General features: G+C 67.3%; 15 protein-coding genes. 10 read left to right on the top strand and 5 right to left on the bottom strand.

Translation table 11 applies throughout. The annotated features are described in order from the left end of the window. Positions 1 to 218: 218 nt before the first annotated feature. The 5 genes from K9F62_09070 to K9F62_09050 are packed head-to-tail and all read right to left on the bottom strand — an operon-like array spanning position 219 to position 4,738. Positions 219 to 1,160, bottom strand: a complete 942-nt coding sequence (locus K9F62_09070; protein UJX42806.1) for a Gfo/Idh/MocA family oxidoreductase — start codon at positions 1,158 to 1,160, stop codon at positions 219 to 221. Further along, positions 1,157 to 2,578, bottom strand: coding sequence for an NDP-hexose 2,3-dehydratase family protein (locus K9F62_09065; protein UJX42805.1), 1,422 nt, complete (start codon positions 2,576 to 2,578; stop codon positions 1,157 to 1,159). The genes K9F62_09070 and K9F62_09065 overlap by 4 nt, the downstream gene beginning before the upstream one ends. After that, positions 2,575 to 2,985, bottom strand: coding sequence for an FdtA/QdtA family cupin domain-containing protein (locus K9F62_09060; protein UJX42804.1), 411 nt, complete (start codon positions 2,983 to 2,985; stop codon positions 2,575 to 2,577). Before K9F62_09060 ends, K9F62_09065 begins: the two co-directional genes overlap by 4 nt. Further along, entirely contained in the window at positions 2,982 to 3,950 is a 969-nt protein-coding gene (locus K9F62_09055) for a glycosyltransferase family 2 protein (protein ID UJX42803.1), read from the bottom strand. Before K9F62_09055 ends, K9F62_09060 begins: the two co-directional genes overlap by 4 nt. Beyond that, positions 3,947 to 4,738, bottom strand: coding sequence for a class I SAM-dependent methyltransferase (locus K9F62_09050; protein ID UJX42802.1), 792 nt, complete (start codon positions 4,736 to 4,738; stop codon positions 3,947 to 3,949). Before K9F62_09050 ends, K9F62_09055 begins: the two co-directional genes overlap by 4 nt. 116 nt (positions 4,739 to 4,854) lie before the next feature. Between K9F62_09050 and K9F62_09045 the strand changes: the two genes are divergently transcribed. The 10 genes from K9F62_09045 (at position 4,855) to secA (ending at position 15,846) form a co-directional block, all read left to right on the top strand. After that, complete coding sequence (locus K9F62_09045) at positions 4,855 to 5,616, top strand: TIGR04283 family arsenosugar biosynthesis glycosyltransferase (protein UJX42801.1); 762 nt, start codon at positions 4,855 to 4,857, stop codon at positions 5,614 to 5,616. Between the two features lie 5 nt (positions 5,617 to 5,621). Beyond that, positions 5,622 to 6,290: a TIGR04282 family arsenosugar biosynthesis glycosyltransferase gene (locus K9F62_09040; protein UJX42800.1), complete on the top strand. Its 669-nt coding sequence runs from the start codon at positions 5,622 to 5,624 to the stop codon at positions 6,288 to 6,290. A gap of 122 nt (positions 6,291 to 6,412) precedes the next feature. Further along, positions 6,413 to 7,165 carry a PTS system mannose/fructose/sorbose family transporter subunit IID gene (locus tag K9F62_09035; protein ID UJX42799.1) on the top strand — a complete coding sequence of 251 codons (753 nt, stop codon included), beginning with the start codon at positions 6,413 to 6,415 and terminating at the stop codon, positions 7,163 to 7,165. 54 nt (positions 7,166 to 7,219) lie between these two features. Continuing rightward, on the top strand, positions 7,220 to 7,543 hold the full coding sequence (locus tag K9F62_09030; protein ID UJX42798.1) for an HPr family phosphocarrier protein: 324 nt from the start codon (positions 7,220 to 7,222) through the stop codon (positions 7,541 to 7,543). A gap of 92 nt (positions 7,544 to 7,635) precedes the next feature. Continuing rightward, positions 7,636 to 9,417 carry a phosphoenolpyruvate--protein phosphotransferase gene (gene ptsP / locus K9F62_09025; GenBank protein UJX42797.1) on the top strand — a complete coding sequence of 594 codons (1,782 nt, stop codon included), beginning with the start codon at positions 7,636 to 7,638 and terminating at the stop codon, positions 9,415 to 9,417. 85 nt (positions 9,418 to 9,502) lie between these two features. Continuing rightward, entirely contained in the window at positions 9,503 to 9,967 is a 465-nt protein-coding gene (gene smpB / locus K9F62_09020) for an SsrA-binding protein SmpB (GenBank protein UJX42796.1), read from the top strand. A gap of 90 nt (positions 9,968 to 10,057) precedes the next feature. Then, complete coding sequence (locus K9F62_09015) at positions 10,058 to 10,573, top strand: hypothetical protein (GenBank protein UJX42795.1); 516 nt, start codon at positions 10,058 to 10,060, stop codon at positions 10,571 to 10,573. 6 nt (positions 10,574 to 10,579) lie between these two features. Then, positions 10,580 to 11,968 (top strand): FAD-binding protein, encoded by a 1,389-nt coding sequence (locus K9F62_09010; GenBank protein ID UJX42794.1) that lies wholly within the window; start codon positions 10,580 to 10,582, stop codon positions 11,966 to 11,968. Between the two features lie 2 nt (positions 11,969 to 11,970). After that, the gene (locus K9F62_09005) at positions 11,971 to 13,158 is read left to right on the top strand and encodes a (Fe-S)-binding protein (protein UJX42793.1); all 1,188 of its coding nucleotides are present in this window, start codon (positions 11,971 to 11,973) and stop codon (positions 13,156 to 13,158) included. A 174-nt stretch (positions 13,159 to 13,332) separates the two neighbouring features. Then, the gene (gene secA / locus K9F62_09000) at positions 13,333 to 15,846 is read left to right on the top strand and encodes a preprotein translocase subunit SecA (protein UJX42792.1); all 2,514 of its coding nucleotides are present in this window, start codon (positions 13,333 to 13,335) and stop codon (positions 15,844 to 15,846) included. Positions 15,847 to 15,963: the final 117 nt, after the last annotated feature.

The following is a 15,963-nucleotide window of genomic DNA, read 5'->3' as shown; positions in this document are numbered from 1 at the left end:
AGGCGGAATTTGCTTGGGACGAGCTTGTCGCGAAGCGACATGCACCGTCCCGACAAATTCCGCCTCCATCTTCTCCACTCTCCGCCTTACCGGCAACCATCCCTCCCCCGCCCAGCCAAAGCACACCGGACGGGGGGTCCGGGGGGCCCGTGGCCTCCCGGCGGGGTCTGGGGCAGCGCCCCAGTCTCCCCATCTCCTCCCAGCCAGCCTTACCCGCCTTACCCGGCGCTCGCCCGCAGCCGCGCCAGCATGCGCGCGTCGGAGAGCAGCGCGGCGATAAAGGCCTCGCCGTCGCCGCGCTCCATGGCGGCAAAGGCCCGGGTAAAAAAGCGGGCAAAGGCATCGGCGGGCTCGAAGTCGACGGATCGTACGCCTTGGGGGGTGTTGCAGGAAAGGGGCAGAGTGGCGCTTGGCGGCGGAGTGAAGGCCCGGTCCATGGAGGCGGCGAGGCCGGGGCCGAGGACGCCCAGGCGATTGACGTAGCCGGTGTCGAAGCCAAAGGTGCCGGCCAGGGTTCGGCCGCCGGAGTAGACGAGCAGACAGGTGAAGGCCGTTTCCACGGCCGGGCCGCGCGAGGTTATGCGGCAGACGACCTCCTCGGGCTCGATGCCGAAAAGGACGCGGCCGGGGCTGACGGCATAGGGGCCGAGGTCGAAAAGCGCGCCGCCGCCGAGTTCGGGGCGGTGGCGGAAATTTTCCGGCGGCAGCGGCGGGAAGGAGAAGGTGGCGACGATGCGCGCCGGGGCGGTGTTTCTGTCGGCAAAGGCCTGGGCCAGGCCGGCGACGCGGGGATGCTCGGCCCAGACCGTGGCTTCGGCCAGAAGGAGATTTTTTTGCGCGGCCAAGTCGCAGGCTTTCTCGGCGGTGGCGAGGTCGAGAAAGGCGGGCTTGTCCACGATGACGTGGCGGCCGGAGGCCAGGGCGGCCAGGGCCAGCGGCGCATGCCGGCTGTTTTCCGTGGTCACGTAGACGGCCTCGGCGTCGCTTGCGGCCAGGGCGGCTTCGGGGTCGCCAAAAAAGCGCAGGGGCAGGCCCGGCGGGCTTTCCATGCGGCGGCCGCTTCGCGAGGCCACGTCCACGGCCGTAACGCCAAGCCCGGGCAGGCCGGGCAAGACGCGGCGGGCGAAGATATCCGAACCGCCACAGACAAGCAGCTTCATGACCTGCGCTCCACGGCCCCCATGCAGGCAAGCAGGTTGCGGGCCTCGATATTGACGTGGCCGTGGCGGGCCATGCGCCACAGTTGGCCAAGGGTCAGCCACAGGTAATGGCCGGGCGTGTCCACGACCGTACCCGGAGAAATTTCCACAATCATATAGCGATTCTGGAAATGATGGAAGCGCCCGCCCTCCTCGGACTGGACGGCGTCGTAGCGCACCGCGCCGAGAGCGGAATCAAGGAAATATTCCAGGAACTGCGGGGCGCAGGCCCGGCCGGACCGAGTCGCCACCTCCGAACAGGCCACGGTGGGGCCGATCTCCATGCCGTCGCGGTTGCCGGGCTCGAGGCTCCCCCGGACCAGGAAATGCAGCACGCCCCACTGGCTCTGGCACAAAAAGCCGACCAGTCCCAGGCCTTCGTGGTGAAGCAGCGGCTGGGACCAGCGCGTGGCCTCGCGGGTATGGGCCGTGACATCCACGCCGATGACGGAAAAATACAGTCCGGTTTCGTGGCGGATGGCGTCCTCGGCCACGGTCCAGCCGCGAAGGCTGTCCAGGGGCAGGGACGAAACGCGCATGGAAGTGGCCGCCTTGCCCTTGGTCAGCCAGCCCATGACCGCGTCCATGGTGTGGCGCTCGCGATCGGAGCGGCAAAAGGACAGGTACACGTCGCGGCGGAAGGGCGACAGGCCCTCGAGGCGGGACGCGTCCGGCGGCTCGTCGGGATCGGCCAGGGGAATGAGCGACACCACGGTGCGGGCGTCCATGTTGACGAGGTTGTCGCAGGCAAGCAGGGCCTTGATCTGGCCGAGCGTCATCCAGGCGAAATCCTCGTGCACCGGCACGTCGTGGGAAACGAGCACGACCATGTTGCGGTTGCGCTTGCGCAGGAATCTGGCCCCCTGCTCGGGCTGGAGCTGGTCGAGGAGCACCGTGGCCAGGCCCGGCTCGGTGAAATATTCCAGGTAGCGCGAGGCATGGCCGCCGTGAACCCGGGAATAGTTGCTGCGCGTGGCCTGAACCGTGGGGGAAAGCTGGAGCACGTTGACGTTGCCCGGCTCCATCTTGGCCTGCATGAGGAAATGGAGCACGCCGTCGATTTCCCGGGCGAGAAGGCCCAGGATGCCGACCTCGGGCTGGTTGATGATGGGCTGGTCCCAGGACGGGACCGGGCCGAAGTCCGTCTCGACCCGGATGCCCTCGATGGTGAAGAACTTGCCGGAGCTGTGCCCCAGGCGCAGGGGAGCCGGCAGAAAGTCCCACTGATCCAGTGCGGCAAGGGGCACGCGGCGCACCTCGAAACGGTCGCGGCGGTCCTTGGTCGCAAACCAGGCCATGACCGCCTCCATGTCCGGAAAGACGCCGGAGGTGGCGCGGCAGGACCGCGCAAAGGCCAGGCGCGCGGCGGTGGTGCTCATACCCCGGCCAGGGCCTCGCGGTAGACGTCAAGGGAGCGGATGACGCTTTTGGGTTCGTAGTGCGTGCTGGCCAGCACCAGGCACACGGCGTCCGGGCTGATGTCGCGGATGTCGAGAAAGACCATGGGCGGCAGGTAGAGCCCCCGGGCAGGGTCGTCCAGGCGATACGCCGCCGTGTCGCGGCCGTCGGTCACCGTTACGGTAAACGACCCGGCCACGGCCAGCACACACTGTTCGGTGCGCGGATGGGCGTGGCCGCCCCGATCGGCGGTCATGCCGTGCATGTAAAAGACCCGGGCCACGGCAAAGGGGATGTGGCAGCCGCCTTCGAGGGCGGACAAGGCGCCCCGGTCGTCGCGCACGGTCGGCACGTCGAGCAGGCGCACGCCGTCGAGGGGACTTTTCACGGGCGAACCTCCCTTGGCGGCCGGCCGTCGCCGCCGTGAACCTCGCGCACCACGGCCTGGGGCGTACGATTGATCTCCATGAGCGAGCGGCCGACGTATTCCCCGAGCAGCCCGAGCATCACGAGCTGCACCCCGGCGAAAATGATCACCGTGATGTAGAGCATGGTCCAGCCTGAGGGCACGGACACGCCGAGAACCTTCTCGGCCAGGCTCCAGACGGCCAGAAGCAGGCCGAAAGCCCCCATGGCCAGTCCGAGAAACGCCGAAACACGCAGCGGGGCCACGGAAAAATTGACGAACATGGTCAGCCACAGTCGCACGAGCTTCCACAAGGTGTAGCCGGACTGGCCGGCCTCCCGGTCGCGGTGCTCCACCTCCACCTGGCCGATATTGTTCGTGGCGCGCAAAATCAGGCCGTCGATATAGGGCGCGGGACCGGTATAGTCCACGATGCGGTCCACCAGAAAGCGGCTTAAGCACTTGAAGCTCGACAGGTACAGGCGCGGCGGCTTGTCGAGGAGCAGGGTGGCCACCTTGTCGTTGAAGGCGCTGCCCAGATTGCGCAGCCGGCCGTGGCGCTTTTCCCGGAAGGCGGTGTAGACCACGTCGAACCCGCCGTCGCGGGCCGCCGCCACGATCCGGGCGATCTCCTCCGGGGGATTTTGAAAATCGTCGTCCATGACCACGACCCAGTCCCCGCCGGACTGGCGCAGTCCGGCCATGACGGCGTTGTGTTCGCCGAAATTGCGGGCCAGGCGCAGGTAGGTGACCCGGCCGGGAAAAGCCTCGCAGCACTCGAGACAGACCTCGTGGCTCCTATCGCGGCTGCCGTCGTTGACCAGCACGATGTCGGTGCCCGGCAGCGGCGGATCGGCCAGGAGCACACGCACCAGCCGGCCGATGGTGGCTTCGGCGTTGTAGACGGGAATGACGATGGTAAGCGAGGGCGAAGGTTCCGGATTCATGCTCGTGTACGACTCCGGCCGGACCACGGCCGCGCCGGTCCGACGGGATTTTTGGCCATGGCGAAAACCGACAGCCCGAAAGGCATGGCAAAGCCATAGTCCACCATGAGGGCGTTTTCCACAAACCGCGCCCGGGCCAGGGCGGCGTTGAGGCGCGGGGGCAGCGGCGCAAGATCCGAGCGCGGCGCATGGCCCGGCCGGTTACGCTTGCGCCAAAGCCGCACCAGGGCGGCGATGGGGAAAAGCAGCGTGTTGGAATAGGTCAGCTTTTCGACGAAAAAGCCGGCCGAACCCAAGAAAGACCGGATCTGCCGGGTCGTATAGCGCTGCTGCACCCCGACGGCCCGGTCGTGTTCGCTGTAAAGGGCCTGGTGGGCGACGATATTAAGGACAAGCCGCCCCCCGGGGACCAGCACGCGGCGGGCCTCGGCCAGGGCCGGGATCACGGCCGACGGCGACACGTTGGCCAGGACATCCAGGGAGAGGACCACGTCGAAGCTGGCGTCCCGAAAAGGAAGGCTCACGGCTGAGGCCCGGGTGAGGGGGAAATCCCCCCGGCGACGGGCCAGGGCAAGCGCCGTGGCCGAGAGGTCCAGGCCGGTCGCCTTGTCCGCGGCGAGCGCTTCCAGCACCTTGCCCGTGCCGCAGCCGGCGTCGAGCACCCGAAGCGGCCCGGGTGCGTCCTCGCGGCAATGGGCAACGGCCCGGCGCACCTGATCGTGCAGGCCCCGGTACCACCAGTGGGTCTCCTCGGCCGCGAACATGGTCGCGTATTCGGCTTCAAGCATGGGCTATCGCCAGACTCCGCCGAAGCGGAAACGACGTCCGTCGTGGAGGGAAGTTGCAATCGCGTACGACATCGGCGGACCCTAGCGGTTTCCGCCGAAAAAATCTATTGCACCCCATGCGGCTCCCTCCCGGTCAGGTCAGCCTGGCCCCGCCCTGCCTGGGGCGCCCTTTTTTTTCGGTCATAACGCCCGTCCTCGGGGAGGCGCGGCGCATCAACGCCCTGGTGGACCACGTGCGCATGGTCGGCTACGGCCTGTCCGTGGAGATCGTGGTAGTCGACGGCGATCCGGCCGGTTCGACGCTGACTGCCCTCGACCGCGAGGGCGTGCTGGGCCTGACCGCGCCCCGGGGCCGGGCCAGCCAGTGCAACGCCGGGGTGGCTGTCGCCTCGGGCGAGCGCCTGCTTTTCCTGCACGCCGACACAAGGCTTCCGGCCCGGGCCTTCGAGGACGCGGCCAGAGCCCTCGACGCGGGCGCCGCCCTCGGTGCCTTCTCCCTGGCCATCCGCTCGAAAAATCCCTGGCTGCGACTGGTCGCCGCCGGGGCCACCCTGCGCTCGAAGTGGTTCGACCTGCCCTACGGCGACCAAGCCCAGTTCCTGCGGCACGACCTCTTCTGCGCCCTGGGCGGGTTTCCGGACATCCCCATCATGGAGGACGTGGCGCTCGTGCGCGCCGTCAGGCGGGCCGGGGGTAGGATCGCCGTCCTGCCGACCCACGCCACCACCTCGGCCAGGCGTTGGGAGGCCGAGGGGACTTTTCGGACCACGGCCCGCAACCTGGCCCTGCTGACGCTCTACAGCCTGGGCGTGTCCCCGGGCAGGCTCGCCAAGCACTACCCCCCGACGCCGGACACGGACCGGCCGGGGACACGGTAGCGGCCGTGGACGTGCGCCTGCTCGTTTTCTGCAAGGCCCCCCTGCCCGGCCGGGTCAAGACGCGGCTTGCCGCCGGCATCGGCGACGCGGCCGCCCTGGCCGCCTACCGGGCCATGGTCGAGGGCGTGCTGGAGGCGGCCGACGCCTCGGGGCTGCCCACCATCCTCTATTATACGCCGGCCGGAGAGCTGGAGGCGCTGCGGCGACTGTGCGGGCCGGACCGGACCTGCCGCGCCCAGTCGGACGGGGACCTCGGCGCGCGCATGGCCGCCGCCTTCACCGCCACGCTTCGGGAAGCCGACGCCGCCGTGCTGCTCGGCAGCGACCTACCGCTTGTCACCGGCCCGCTCCTTGTCCGGGCGGCCCGGAAGCTTGCCGGAAACGACGCCGTGCTCGGCCCGGCAACCGACGGCGGCTACTATGCCCTGGGGCTGACCCGCGCCGGCTATTGCCCGGAAATATTTACGGACATGCCCTGGAGCACGGCAACGGTCGCCTCCCTGACGCGGGTCCGGCTGGCCGCGGCCGGAAAAAGCCTGGCGCTTCTCCCCGAGCTGCCGGACTGCGACACCCCGGACGATCTGGCCCGTCTCGCCGCCCCGCCCTGGCGGGCCCGCCTCGACGACACGCCCTTCGGCCGGTTTCTGGCGCGCCTTCCTGACCGCACCGTTTGACCAGAACCCCGCCTATCGTTTATCCGTATGGGAAAAAGGCAGGGGGCGCGGCGAACGACGTGGCCCCGCTGGCGAGGTTTCGACCGGGCAAACCGGCCGGCACGCGGAAAGGCGGTGCGTGTTTGGGGGACTTACGCGAAGAGTTGAGCGCCAGGACGCTTTCGGCTTGTTTCCTGCGTTGCTACCTGGTCGGCGCCGCCTACAACACGCGCGGGTTGCAGCACGTGGGGCTGGCCTACGCCATGGAGCCGGGACTGACGGTTTTGTATCCCGACCCGGACAAACGCGACGCCGTGTTCGCCCGCTACCTCGACCTGTACAACACCCATTTTTTCTGGACGCCGCTTTTGGTCGGGCTGTTTCTGTCCCTGGAGGCCAAAATCGCCAAGGGGATTCTGCCGGCCGAAATGCTTGACAACGTCAAGACCACGACGGCATTCACCCTGTCCGCCATTGGCGACACGTTTTTTTCCGCCAGCGTCATGGGCCTGTGGGGGCTGTCCGCCGCCTGTCTGGTGGCCGGGGGCCGCTACGTCGCCCTGGGCATTCTCGCGAGCGGCCTGTTCCTGGCGGCCCAGGTCTTCAAGGCGGCGACATTTCGAGCCGGCTACCGGGAAGGATTCCATGTGCTGCGCCGGCTCAAGCGTTGGGATATGGTCAACCTCGGCCGCAAGATCAAGCTGGTCAACGCCGGGCTTTTGACCGTGTTCTGGATGCTCGCCCATCCGCTGGGACAGGCGGCATCCATGTCCGACGCCGTACTGATCGGCATTCTGGCGGCCTGGGCCGCCACCCGGCCGTCGGTTTCCCGGGAGATCGCGCTGCTGGTCCTGGCCGCGGGCTGGGTCCTCTTGCGCTCCATCGGGCCGATCTGACCGGCCAAACCTCCCGGCCCCGGGCCGGGAAAACCTCCGCCGACGCGGTGGACAATGACCAACCAAACCAACGATACGGGCGCGATGGCCCTCGACGACATAACGCCCACGGATACGGGCTTCGCGCTGACCGTGCGCGTGCTCAACGAGCAGGGACTCCACGCCCGCCCGGCGGCCAAGCTGGCCCAGGAGGCGCAGAAGTTCCCCTGTGACATAAGCCTCTCCATGGGGGGGGAAACCGTTGACGCCAAGAGCATCCTCGATATCCTCACCCTGGCCGCGGGCAACGGAACCGAGTTGGAACTGCGGGCCAGCGGCCCGGAGGCCGAGGCGGCCCTGGTGAGCCTCGCCACGCTTATCCGCAACCGTTTCCGGTAGGCCGCGTCCCGTGACCGCGCCTGCCCCAAACCCAGTCCGCGACCGCGCCGGCCAGCCCCGGACCCGGCCGCGCCCCGAGGACCCAACCGGTCATGACGACGCTTAAAGGCATTCCCGTTTCGGCCGGAATCTCCATCGGACGGGCCTTTTTCCTCAATCGCTCGGGCGTTGGCCCCCTGCCCCGCCAGACCCTGACCGAAGCCATGCTGCCGGCCGAAATCAGCCGCCTGGAACGGGCCTTCGAGCAGTTCAGAAGCGAGATCGAGCAGGCCCGCGACCGTATTCCGGCCGAGCTCAAGGAGCACACGCTCATCCTCGACTCGCACCTGATGATCCTGAAGGACCCGAAACTGGCCGGAGCGGCCCGCAATTACATCAAAAAGCTCTCCATCAACGCCGAGTGGGCCCTGGACAAGGCCGTGGACGACCTGGAAAAGGCCTTCGCCGCCCTCGACGATCCCTATTTCCGCGACCGCATCCAGGACGTGCGCACCGTGGCCGGCCGGGTGCTGGCCAGACTGGCCGGACAGACCGGCGGCACCCGGGCCATCGAAAACCGGGTCGTGCTCATGGCCCACGACATTTCCCCGGCCGATACCGCAAGCCTCCAGACCGACAAGATCATGGCCCTGGTCACGGTCCAGGGCGGCAAGACCTCCCATACCGGCATCCTGGCCCGCACGCTGGGCATCCCGGCCGTGGTCGGGGTCACGGAGCTCGAACGTGAGGTGCGCGACGGCGACCTGGTGGTGGTGGACGGGCTGCGCGGCGTGGTGCTGCTCTCCCCGGGCGAGGAGGAACTGGCCAGGCTTTCCGACCTCAAATACCAGTTCGAGGCCTACCAGGCCGGCATCATGCGCGGCTGCCACCTGCCCGGCGAGACCATCGACGGCTACCGCATCAAGGTCAAAGCCAACATCGAGATGCTCGACGAGGTGTCGACCGTGGTCAACAACGGCGGCGAGGGCATCGGGCTCTACCGCACCGAATATTCCTACATGAACCGGTCGAAGCTGCCGACCGAGGACGAACTTTACCAGGAATACCTGGACCTTGCCACGATCATGTCGCCAAGGCGGGTCACGCTTCGCACCCTGGACGCCGGCGCGGACAAGTTCGTCTCCACCCTGGGTTCCCTCGACGAGCGCAACCCGGCCCTGGGGCTTCGGGCCATACGCCTGTGCATGCGCCACCGCGACATCTTTAAGACCCAGTTGCGGGCCATTTTGCGGGCCTCGCTGGCCGGCAACATCTCGGTCATGTTCCCCATGATCTCGGGCCTGCGGGAAATCCGGCAGGCCAAGGCGCTCCTGGCCGAAGCCAAGGCCGAGCTGCGCCAGGAAGGCAGCCGCTTCGAGGCCGACATGCCCGTCGGCATCATGATGGAGCTGCCCTCGGCCGTGATGATCGCCGAGATCCTGGCCCGGGAGGTCGATTTCTTCAGCATCGGCACCAACGACCTCATCCAGTATTCGCTCGGCATCGACCGCACCAACCGCTTCGTCTCCCACATGTACCAGCCCCTGCACCCGGCCGTGGTCAGGAGCATCAAGCACGTGGTCGACGCGGCCCACCAGGCCGGCATCGAGGTGAGCTTGTGCGGCGAAATGGCCTCCGATCCCTTTTGCGTGCCCATCCTCATGGGCATGCAGATCGACTGCATAAGCCTCACGCCCCAGGCCATTCCCGGCATCAAGCGCATCATTCGCCAGGCCACCATGGACGACTGCAAAAAACTGCTTAAATTGGTCCTGGAAAGTCCGTCGGTCTCCCGGACCAACGCCCTGGTCCAGGAAACCATTTTCCGGCAGTTCCCGGACGAGCTGATGTTTTACTCCTCCCTGCTCGACCGCGAGGATGGCGCGGCGTCGTGACCGGCCGGGGCGGACAGCCTTATTTCACTGGCCGGACGCCGGGAAAACACGTATCAGTCGAAGCCTCGCCATCTGAAAGGACGACATGACAGCCAAGGAATCGGGCGAAAAACTCGTCGCCCAAAATAAAAAAGCCCGACACCTGTATGAGTTTCTCGAAAAGTACGAGGCCGGGATGGTGCTTACCGGTTCCGAGGTGAAATCGCTTCGGGCCGGCCGCGTCAGCTTCAAGGACGGATACGTCAAATTCGAGAACGACGAGGCCTACCTCGTCGGCGTACATATCGGGGTGTACGAGAACGCCGGCTATGCCGGCCACGAACCGGAACGCAGGCGCAAGCTCCTGCTCCACACGGCCGAGATCCGCACGCTTCGGATCAAGGTGGAGCAAAAGGGGCTGACCGTGGTGCCGGTGCGGGTCTATTTCAAAAACGGTCGGGCCAAGACGGAAATCGCCCTGGCCCGGGGCAAGAAGGTCTTCGACCGCCGCGACGACCTGAAAAACCGGGACCTCGACCGCGACGCGGCCAGGGAACTGGCCCGGCATTAGCGCACGCCCCCGGCCGACGGCATAGGGGGCGCGGCGCGTGCGACGCACCTTGGATCGGCCAGAGGCGATCAGGCAACGAGGAGTCTTGTAATGGCATGCATCCGCCCTGTCCTGCCGTTGGCGCTCTTTCTGTGCCTTTGCTGCGCCGCCACGGCAGCCGCCGGCCCCACCGATGCCGACGAACGCGTGGACGCCTTTCTCGACGAGACGGCTTCCCTGTTCGGCCCGAACGAAGCCGCCGTCACCAGCCGCCTCGGCGCGCCCCGCGAACGCCAGGCCGTGCCCTTTACCAGCCCCCACGACGACGCCACCTATGAAATCATCACCCTGGCCTACGACGGCCTGACCGTATCCCTTTACAGCATGGACGGCGGCGCACGGCAGTTTTTCCACCAGATCAGCGCCACCTCCGGCCAGGTCTGCTTCGCCCGGGGCATCTGCCTGGGCACGCCCCGGGAAAAGCTCGCCGCCGTGCTCGGCCAGCCCGAAGAGGTGGAGGACAGCGTCTGGCGCTATTCCGACATGAGCGGCTACAACGAACTGACCTTTACCTTCGACGACAAGGGCGTCATCAACGCCATGACCTGGACCGCCGAGGCGGATTGAGCCCACATGACTTCCCATCCCACGCTTTCCCAGACGGCCCGGCGCTTCATCGAGCGCGTCTTCCCCGGCGACGCGGCCGTTTTCACCCCGGAAGAGACCCTCGTGTACGGCACCGACGCCTCGCGCCGCTTCGCCCCCCCGGCCGCGGCCGTGCGGCCGGACAGCCTCGAACAGGTGAAGGAACTGCTGGCCTTCGCCCAGGCCGAACGCATCCCCATCCTGCCCCGGGGCCGGGCCACCAACACCGTGGGCGACTGCGTGCCGGTGGCCGGGGGCATCGTGGTGTCCACGGCGCGCCTGGGCCGCATTCTCGAAATCGACCCGGACGACTTCGTGGCCGTGGTCGAGCCGGGCGTGGTCACGGGCGACCTGCAGGCGGCCATCGCGCCGCAAAAGCTCTTTTACGCCCCGGACCCGGCCAGCGTGAAATTTTCCACCGTGGGCGGCAACGCCGCCACCTGCGCCGGCGGGATGCGGGCCGTCAAATACGGCGTGACCCGCGACCACATCCTCGGCATCGAGGCGGTGCTGCCCGGCGGGCAGGTGCTGACGACCGGCGGGCGCACCCACAAAAACGTGGTCGGCCTGGACCTGACGCGCCTTTTCGTGGGCTCGGAAGGGACGCTTGGGCTTTTCACCAAGCTGACGCTCAAACTGTTGCCCCTGCCCCAGGCCACGGCCACCCTGGCCGTGGCCTATGCGAGCATCGACGCGGCGCTTACCGCCGCCGGCGACGTCTTTCGGGCCGGCATCCTGCCCGTGGCGCTGGAAATGCTCGGGCACGAGGCCATGAAGGCCGTGGCCGCCATAAACGCCGTGCCCTGGCCGGCCGACGCCGGGGCCGCGCTTTTCGTGCGCGTGGACGGCTCGCCCGAGGCCGTGGCCGCCGACGTGGCCCTGATCGAGCGGGCGACGGCCGCGGCCGGCCCGGTCTGGACCGAGCGGGCCGTCACCCCCGAGGCCGAGGAAAATCTGTGGGAGTTGCGCCGGCTGCTCAACCCGGCGTCGTTTAAAGCCGCGCCGGACAAGATCAGCGACGACGTGACCGTGCCGCGCGGCAAGCTGCGCGAGGCCGCCGCCGCGATCAAAACCATCGGCGAGGAAGAGCGCGTGCGCATCCTGCTCTTCGGCCATGTGGGCGACGGCAACCTCCACGTCAACATCATGCACGATGCCGCCAAGCCCGACGAGCATGCCCGGGCCCAGAACGCCCGCGAACGCATCCTCATGCGCTGCCTGAAACTGCGGGGCACGCTCTCCGGCGAACACGGGGTGGGCTTGTCCAAGCTGCCCTTTCTCGACCGGCAGCTCGATGACGGCCAGCGCGGGATATTGCGCCGCGTCAAGGCCGTCTTCGACCCGGCCGGCATCATGAATCCCCAAAAGGCGTACTGATCGTGGCCGAAGAGCTTACCCCCGTCCATTGCCTGCACGGCCAGGGCCGCCGCCCGGAATGCATCCTGTGCGGCCGTTGCCTGCCCGCCTGTCCCCTTTTCATCGCCACCGGCCGCGAGGAGCTCTCGCCGCGTTCCAAATTTTTCCTGGCCCGGGCCGTGGCCGAAGGACGGGCCGAGCTGTCCAAAAAGGCCGCCGACATCCTGGCCACGGTCTGCCTGTCCTGCGGCAAGTGCGAAAATGCCTGTCCGCTGGGGCTTTGCGGCCCGGATCTGGTGGCCGAGCTGCGCGCCTCGCACCCGGGTTTCGCCGGTTTCCTCTGGAAGCTGTGGATCGAGCAGGCCGGGCTCATGTGGCCGCTGGCCCGGACCCTGACCAAGCTCGTGCCCGGCAAGGTGCCTGTGGAAACCGTCAGCCGGGCCAAGGCCGCCATCGAGGCCATGGGCGCGGGCAAGGCCCCGGAACCCTGGATTTTCCCTGAGACCTTCGAGACCGCCCACGCCGGCAAAAAGTGCGTGATCTTCGCCGGTTGCGTGGCCGAGCACGCCAACCCGCAGTGGAAGAAAACCGCCAAAAGGCTGCTGACCGGCCTTGGCCTCGACGTGCTGCCCGATCCCGGGTTCACCTGCTGCGGCTGCACGCTCGGCCATGCCGGCGCGCCCGAGGCCCAGGCCGCCATGCAGCAGCAGAATATCGAGGCCTGGCGCAAGGCCGGCCGGCCGCTGATGGTGGTTTTCTGCGCCACCTGCCGTTGCGGGCTGCGGGCCTACGCCCGCAAGGACCTGGGGCTGGCCATGGACGAAATCGGGCTGTGGCGCGAAAATCTCGTCTCCCTGGCCGAGCTCATGGGCGACACGTCCTTTCGCCTCGGCGAGGCGGCCCCGGCGCACGTGCGCTACCACCGCCCCTGCCACGGGGCCGGCGGCAACCAGGACCTCACCTTTTTGCGCCGGGCCATGGGGGACCGCATTGTCTTTAAGGAATCCGAAACCCCGTGCTGCGGCTTCGGGGGACTGACCAAACTGACCTCGCCGGAACTGTCCGACGCCGTGGCGGCCCATGCCCTGGCCGTCTACGATCCGGCCCCGGGCGACCAGATCGTCACCGGCTGCGCCGGCTGCGTCACCCAGCTGCGCAGCGTCGCCCCCAAGGAAATTACCGTCGGGCACTGGCTGGAGTGCATCGGCTGACGCGCCGCGCCGGCCAGCCCCCCCCGGTGGGAAACGGCCGGCTTCCCGCACGCGATGTCACGCCGCCGCCCCACGGCCGGAGCCCTCGCTTAAACGCCAACCAACACCCGTTGGACGACGGGCCGGGCCTGGACGGAAATCCGTCGCGCCCCGCCCCATAAAGGAGTCGATTCGATGCTCAAGACCATAGCCCGAAAAATCGTCGGGTCCAGAAACGAACGCTATCTCAAGGGGCTGCGCCCGCTGGTCGCGGCCATAAACGCCTTCGAGCCGCAGGTCAAAGCGCTCTCCGACGACGAGATGCGCACCCGCGTGGCCGAACTGCGCCAGGAAGTGGCGAACGGCCGCAGCCTGGACGACATCCTGCCCGAGACCTTCGCCCTGGTGCGCGAAGGCTCGATGCGCTCCCTTGGCATGCGCCACTTCGACGTGCAGCTCATCGGCGGCATCACCCTGCACCAGGGCAAGATCGCCGAGATGAAGACCGGTGAAGGTAAAACCCTCGTCGCCACGTTGCCCATCGTCCTAAACGCCCTGTCCGGCAAGGGCGTGCACCTGATCACCGTCAACGACTACCTGGCCAAGCGCGACGCCGCCTGGATGGGCAAGCTCTACAACTTCCTGGGCCTCTCCGTCGGCACCATCGTCCACGGCCTCGAGGACCCCGAGCGCCAGGCCGCCTACGGCGCGGACATCACCTACGGCACCAACAACGAGTTCGGCTTCGACTACTTGCGCGACAACATGAAGTTCTACAAGGAACAGCTCGTGCAGCGCGAACTCAACTTCGCCATCGTCGACGAAGTGGACTCCATCCTCATCGACGAAGCCAGAACCCCGCTTATCATCTCCGGCCAGGCCGAGGACTCCTCGACCCTCTACGCCCGCATCGACGCGTTCATTCCCGTACTGCGCAAGGAGACGGACTTCACCATCGACGAGAAGGCCCGCACCGTCCTTTTAACCGACGACGGCGTGGCCCGCATGGAAGAAGTGCTCAAGATCGACAACCTCTACGACGCCGCCAACATCACGCTCCAGCACCATGTGCTCCAGGCGCTCAAAGCCCACCACATCTTCCAGCGCGACGTGGACTACGTGGTGAAAGACGGCGAGGTCCTCATCGTCGACGAGTTCACCGGCCGCCTCATGCCCGGCCGGCGCTACTCCGACGGCCTGCACCAGGCGCTCGAGGCCAAGGAACACGTGGACGTGGAGGCCGAAAACCAGACGCTGGCCACCATCACCTTCCAGAACTACTTCCGCATGTACAAGAAGCTTGGCGGCATGACCGGCACGGCCGACACCGAAGCCGTGGAATTCCGCGAGATCTACAACCTGGAAGTCATCTCCATCCCCACCAACCAGCCCATGATCCGCAAGGACTTCCCGGACCTCGTCTACAAGACCCAGCACGAGAAGTTCGCGGCCATCGCCAAGGACGTCAAGGAACTGCACGGCCGCGGCCAGCCGGTCCTGGTCGGCACGGTGTCCATCGAGAAATCGGAGCTGCTCTCGGGCCTGCTCAAGAAATCCGGCGTGCCCCACGACGTCTTAAACGCGAAAAATCACGAGAAGGAAGCCGAGATCGTGGCCCAGGCCGGCCACGCCGGCCGCGTGACCATCGCCACCAACATGGCCGGCCGCGGCACGGACATCGTGCTCGGCGAGGGCGTCACCGACCTCGGCGGCCTGCACATCCTCGGCACCGAGCGCCACGAGTCCCGGCGCATCGACAACCAGTTGCGCGGCCGTTCCGGCCGTCAGGGCGACCCAGGCTCCTCGCGCTTCTACCTGGCCCTCGACGACGACCTCATGCGCCTTTTCGGCTCCGACCGCCTCAAGGGCATCATGGACAAGCTCGGCATGGAAGACGGCGAGCCCATCGAGAACCGCATGGTCTCCCGGGCCATCGAGAACGCCCAGAAGCGGGTGGAAGCCCACAACTTCGAAATCCGCAAGCAGCTGCTCGAATACGACAACGTCATGAACCAGCAGCGCGAGGTCATCTACTCCCGCCGCCGCGAACTCATGGGGACCTCCGAGCCCGAAACCTTCGTCACGGGCGCCATCGAGGAGATCGTGGACGAGATCTTCGCGCCCCTGATGGCGGCCAAGGGAAGTCCCGAGCCCGAGGGGCTGGAAACGGCCGCCTCGCTCATCGAGGACCTGCTGGACCTCAAGGTGGAGATCAAAACCGGCGACGAGGCCGAAAAGCAGGCCGTGCTCGACGCGGCCCTGTCCCGGCAGAAGGAACTGTCCGACGTGGCCGGGGAGCAGTACCGGGAGATCGCCCGCTACTTCCTGCTCGACAGCCTGGACCGGAACTGGAAGGAGCATCTGCTCTCCATGGACCACCTGCGCGACGGCATCGGCCTTCGCGGCTACGGCCAGAAGGACCCCAAGCAGGAGTACAAGCGCGAGGGCTTCGAGTTGTTCCAGGAGCTTGTCTACAGCATCCGCGACGCCGCCATCCGGGCCCTTTCCCGGGTGCAGATCAGAAACGAGATGCGCGAGCAGGAGTTCCAGCACAAGGACGAGACGGCCAACCTCCGGTACTCGGGCGCGGAAACGGGCGAGGCCCCCAAAAAGGCCCCCAAACGCCGCAACGAGCCCAAGGTCGGCCGCAACGATCCCTGTCCCTGCGGCAGCGGCAAGAAATACAAGAAATGCTGCGGCGCCAAATAGCGTCCGCCGCCGGAGCGCTTGCCCCTCGACCTGGTTTTTTCTACACCTAGGCCCAGGCGGCAAAAGCGCGTTCACACGCCGGGGAGGGAAACGACCATCCCTCCCCGGGCAGTCCGG

Source organism: Desulfovibrio sp. JY (assembly GCA_021730285.1).
Classification (GTDB): domain Bacteria; phylum Desulfobacterota; class Desulfovibrionia; order Desulfovibrionales; family Desulfovibrionaceae; genus Solidesulfovibrio.
This window is presented reverse-complemented; position numbering and strand designations above follow the sequence as displayed.

Excerpts from the sequence above, each read along its gene's own strand:
- K9F62_09070 (UJX42806.1), bottom strand. The coding sequence starts at position 1,160 with ATGAAGCTGCTTGTCTGTGGCGGTTCGGATATCTTCGCCCGCCGCGTC.
- K9F62_09065 (UJX42805.1), bottom strand. The coding sequence starts at position 2,578 with ATGAGCACCACCGCCGCGCGCCTGGCCTTTGCGCGGTCCTGCCGCGCC.
- K9F62_09055 (UJX42803.1), bottom strand. The coding sequence starts at position 3,950 with ATGAATCCGGAACCTTCGCCCTCGCTTACCATCGTCATTCCCGTCTAC.
- K9F62_09050 (UJX42802.1), bottom strand. The coding sequence starts at position 4,738 with ATGCTTGAAGCCGAATACGCGACCATGTTCGCGGCCGAGGAGACCCAC.
- K9F62_09045 (UJX42801.1), top strand. The coding sequence starts at position 4,855 with ATGCGGCTCCCTCCCGGTCAGGTCAGCCTGGCCCCGCCCTGCCTGGGG.
- K9F62_09030 (UJX42798.1), top strand. The coding sequence starts at position 7,220 with ATGACCAACCAAACCAACGATACGGGCGCGATGGCCCTCGACGACATA.
- ptsP (UJX42797.1), top strand. The coding sequence starts at position 7,636 with ATGACGACGCTTAAAGGCATTCCCGTTTCGGCCGGAATCTCCATCGGA.
- smpB (UJX42796.1), top strand. The coding sequence starts at position 9,503 with ATGACAGCCAAGGAATCGGGCGAAAAACTCGTCGCCCAAAATAAAAAA.
- K9F62_09015 (UJX42795.1), top strand. The coding sequence starts at position 10,058 with ATGGCATGCATCCGCCCTGTCCTGCCGTTGGCGCTCTTTCTGTGCCTT.
- K9F62_09010 (UJX42794.1), top strand. The coding sequence starts at position 10,580 with ATGACTTCCCATCCCACGCTTTCCCAGACGGCCCGGCGCTTCATCGAG.
- secA (UJX42792.1), top strand. The coding sequence starts at position 13,333 with ATGCTCAAGACCATAGCCCGAAAAATCGTCGGGTCCAGAAACGAACGC.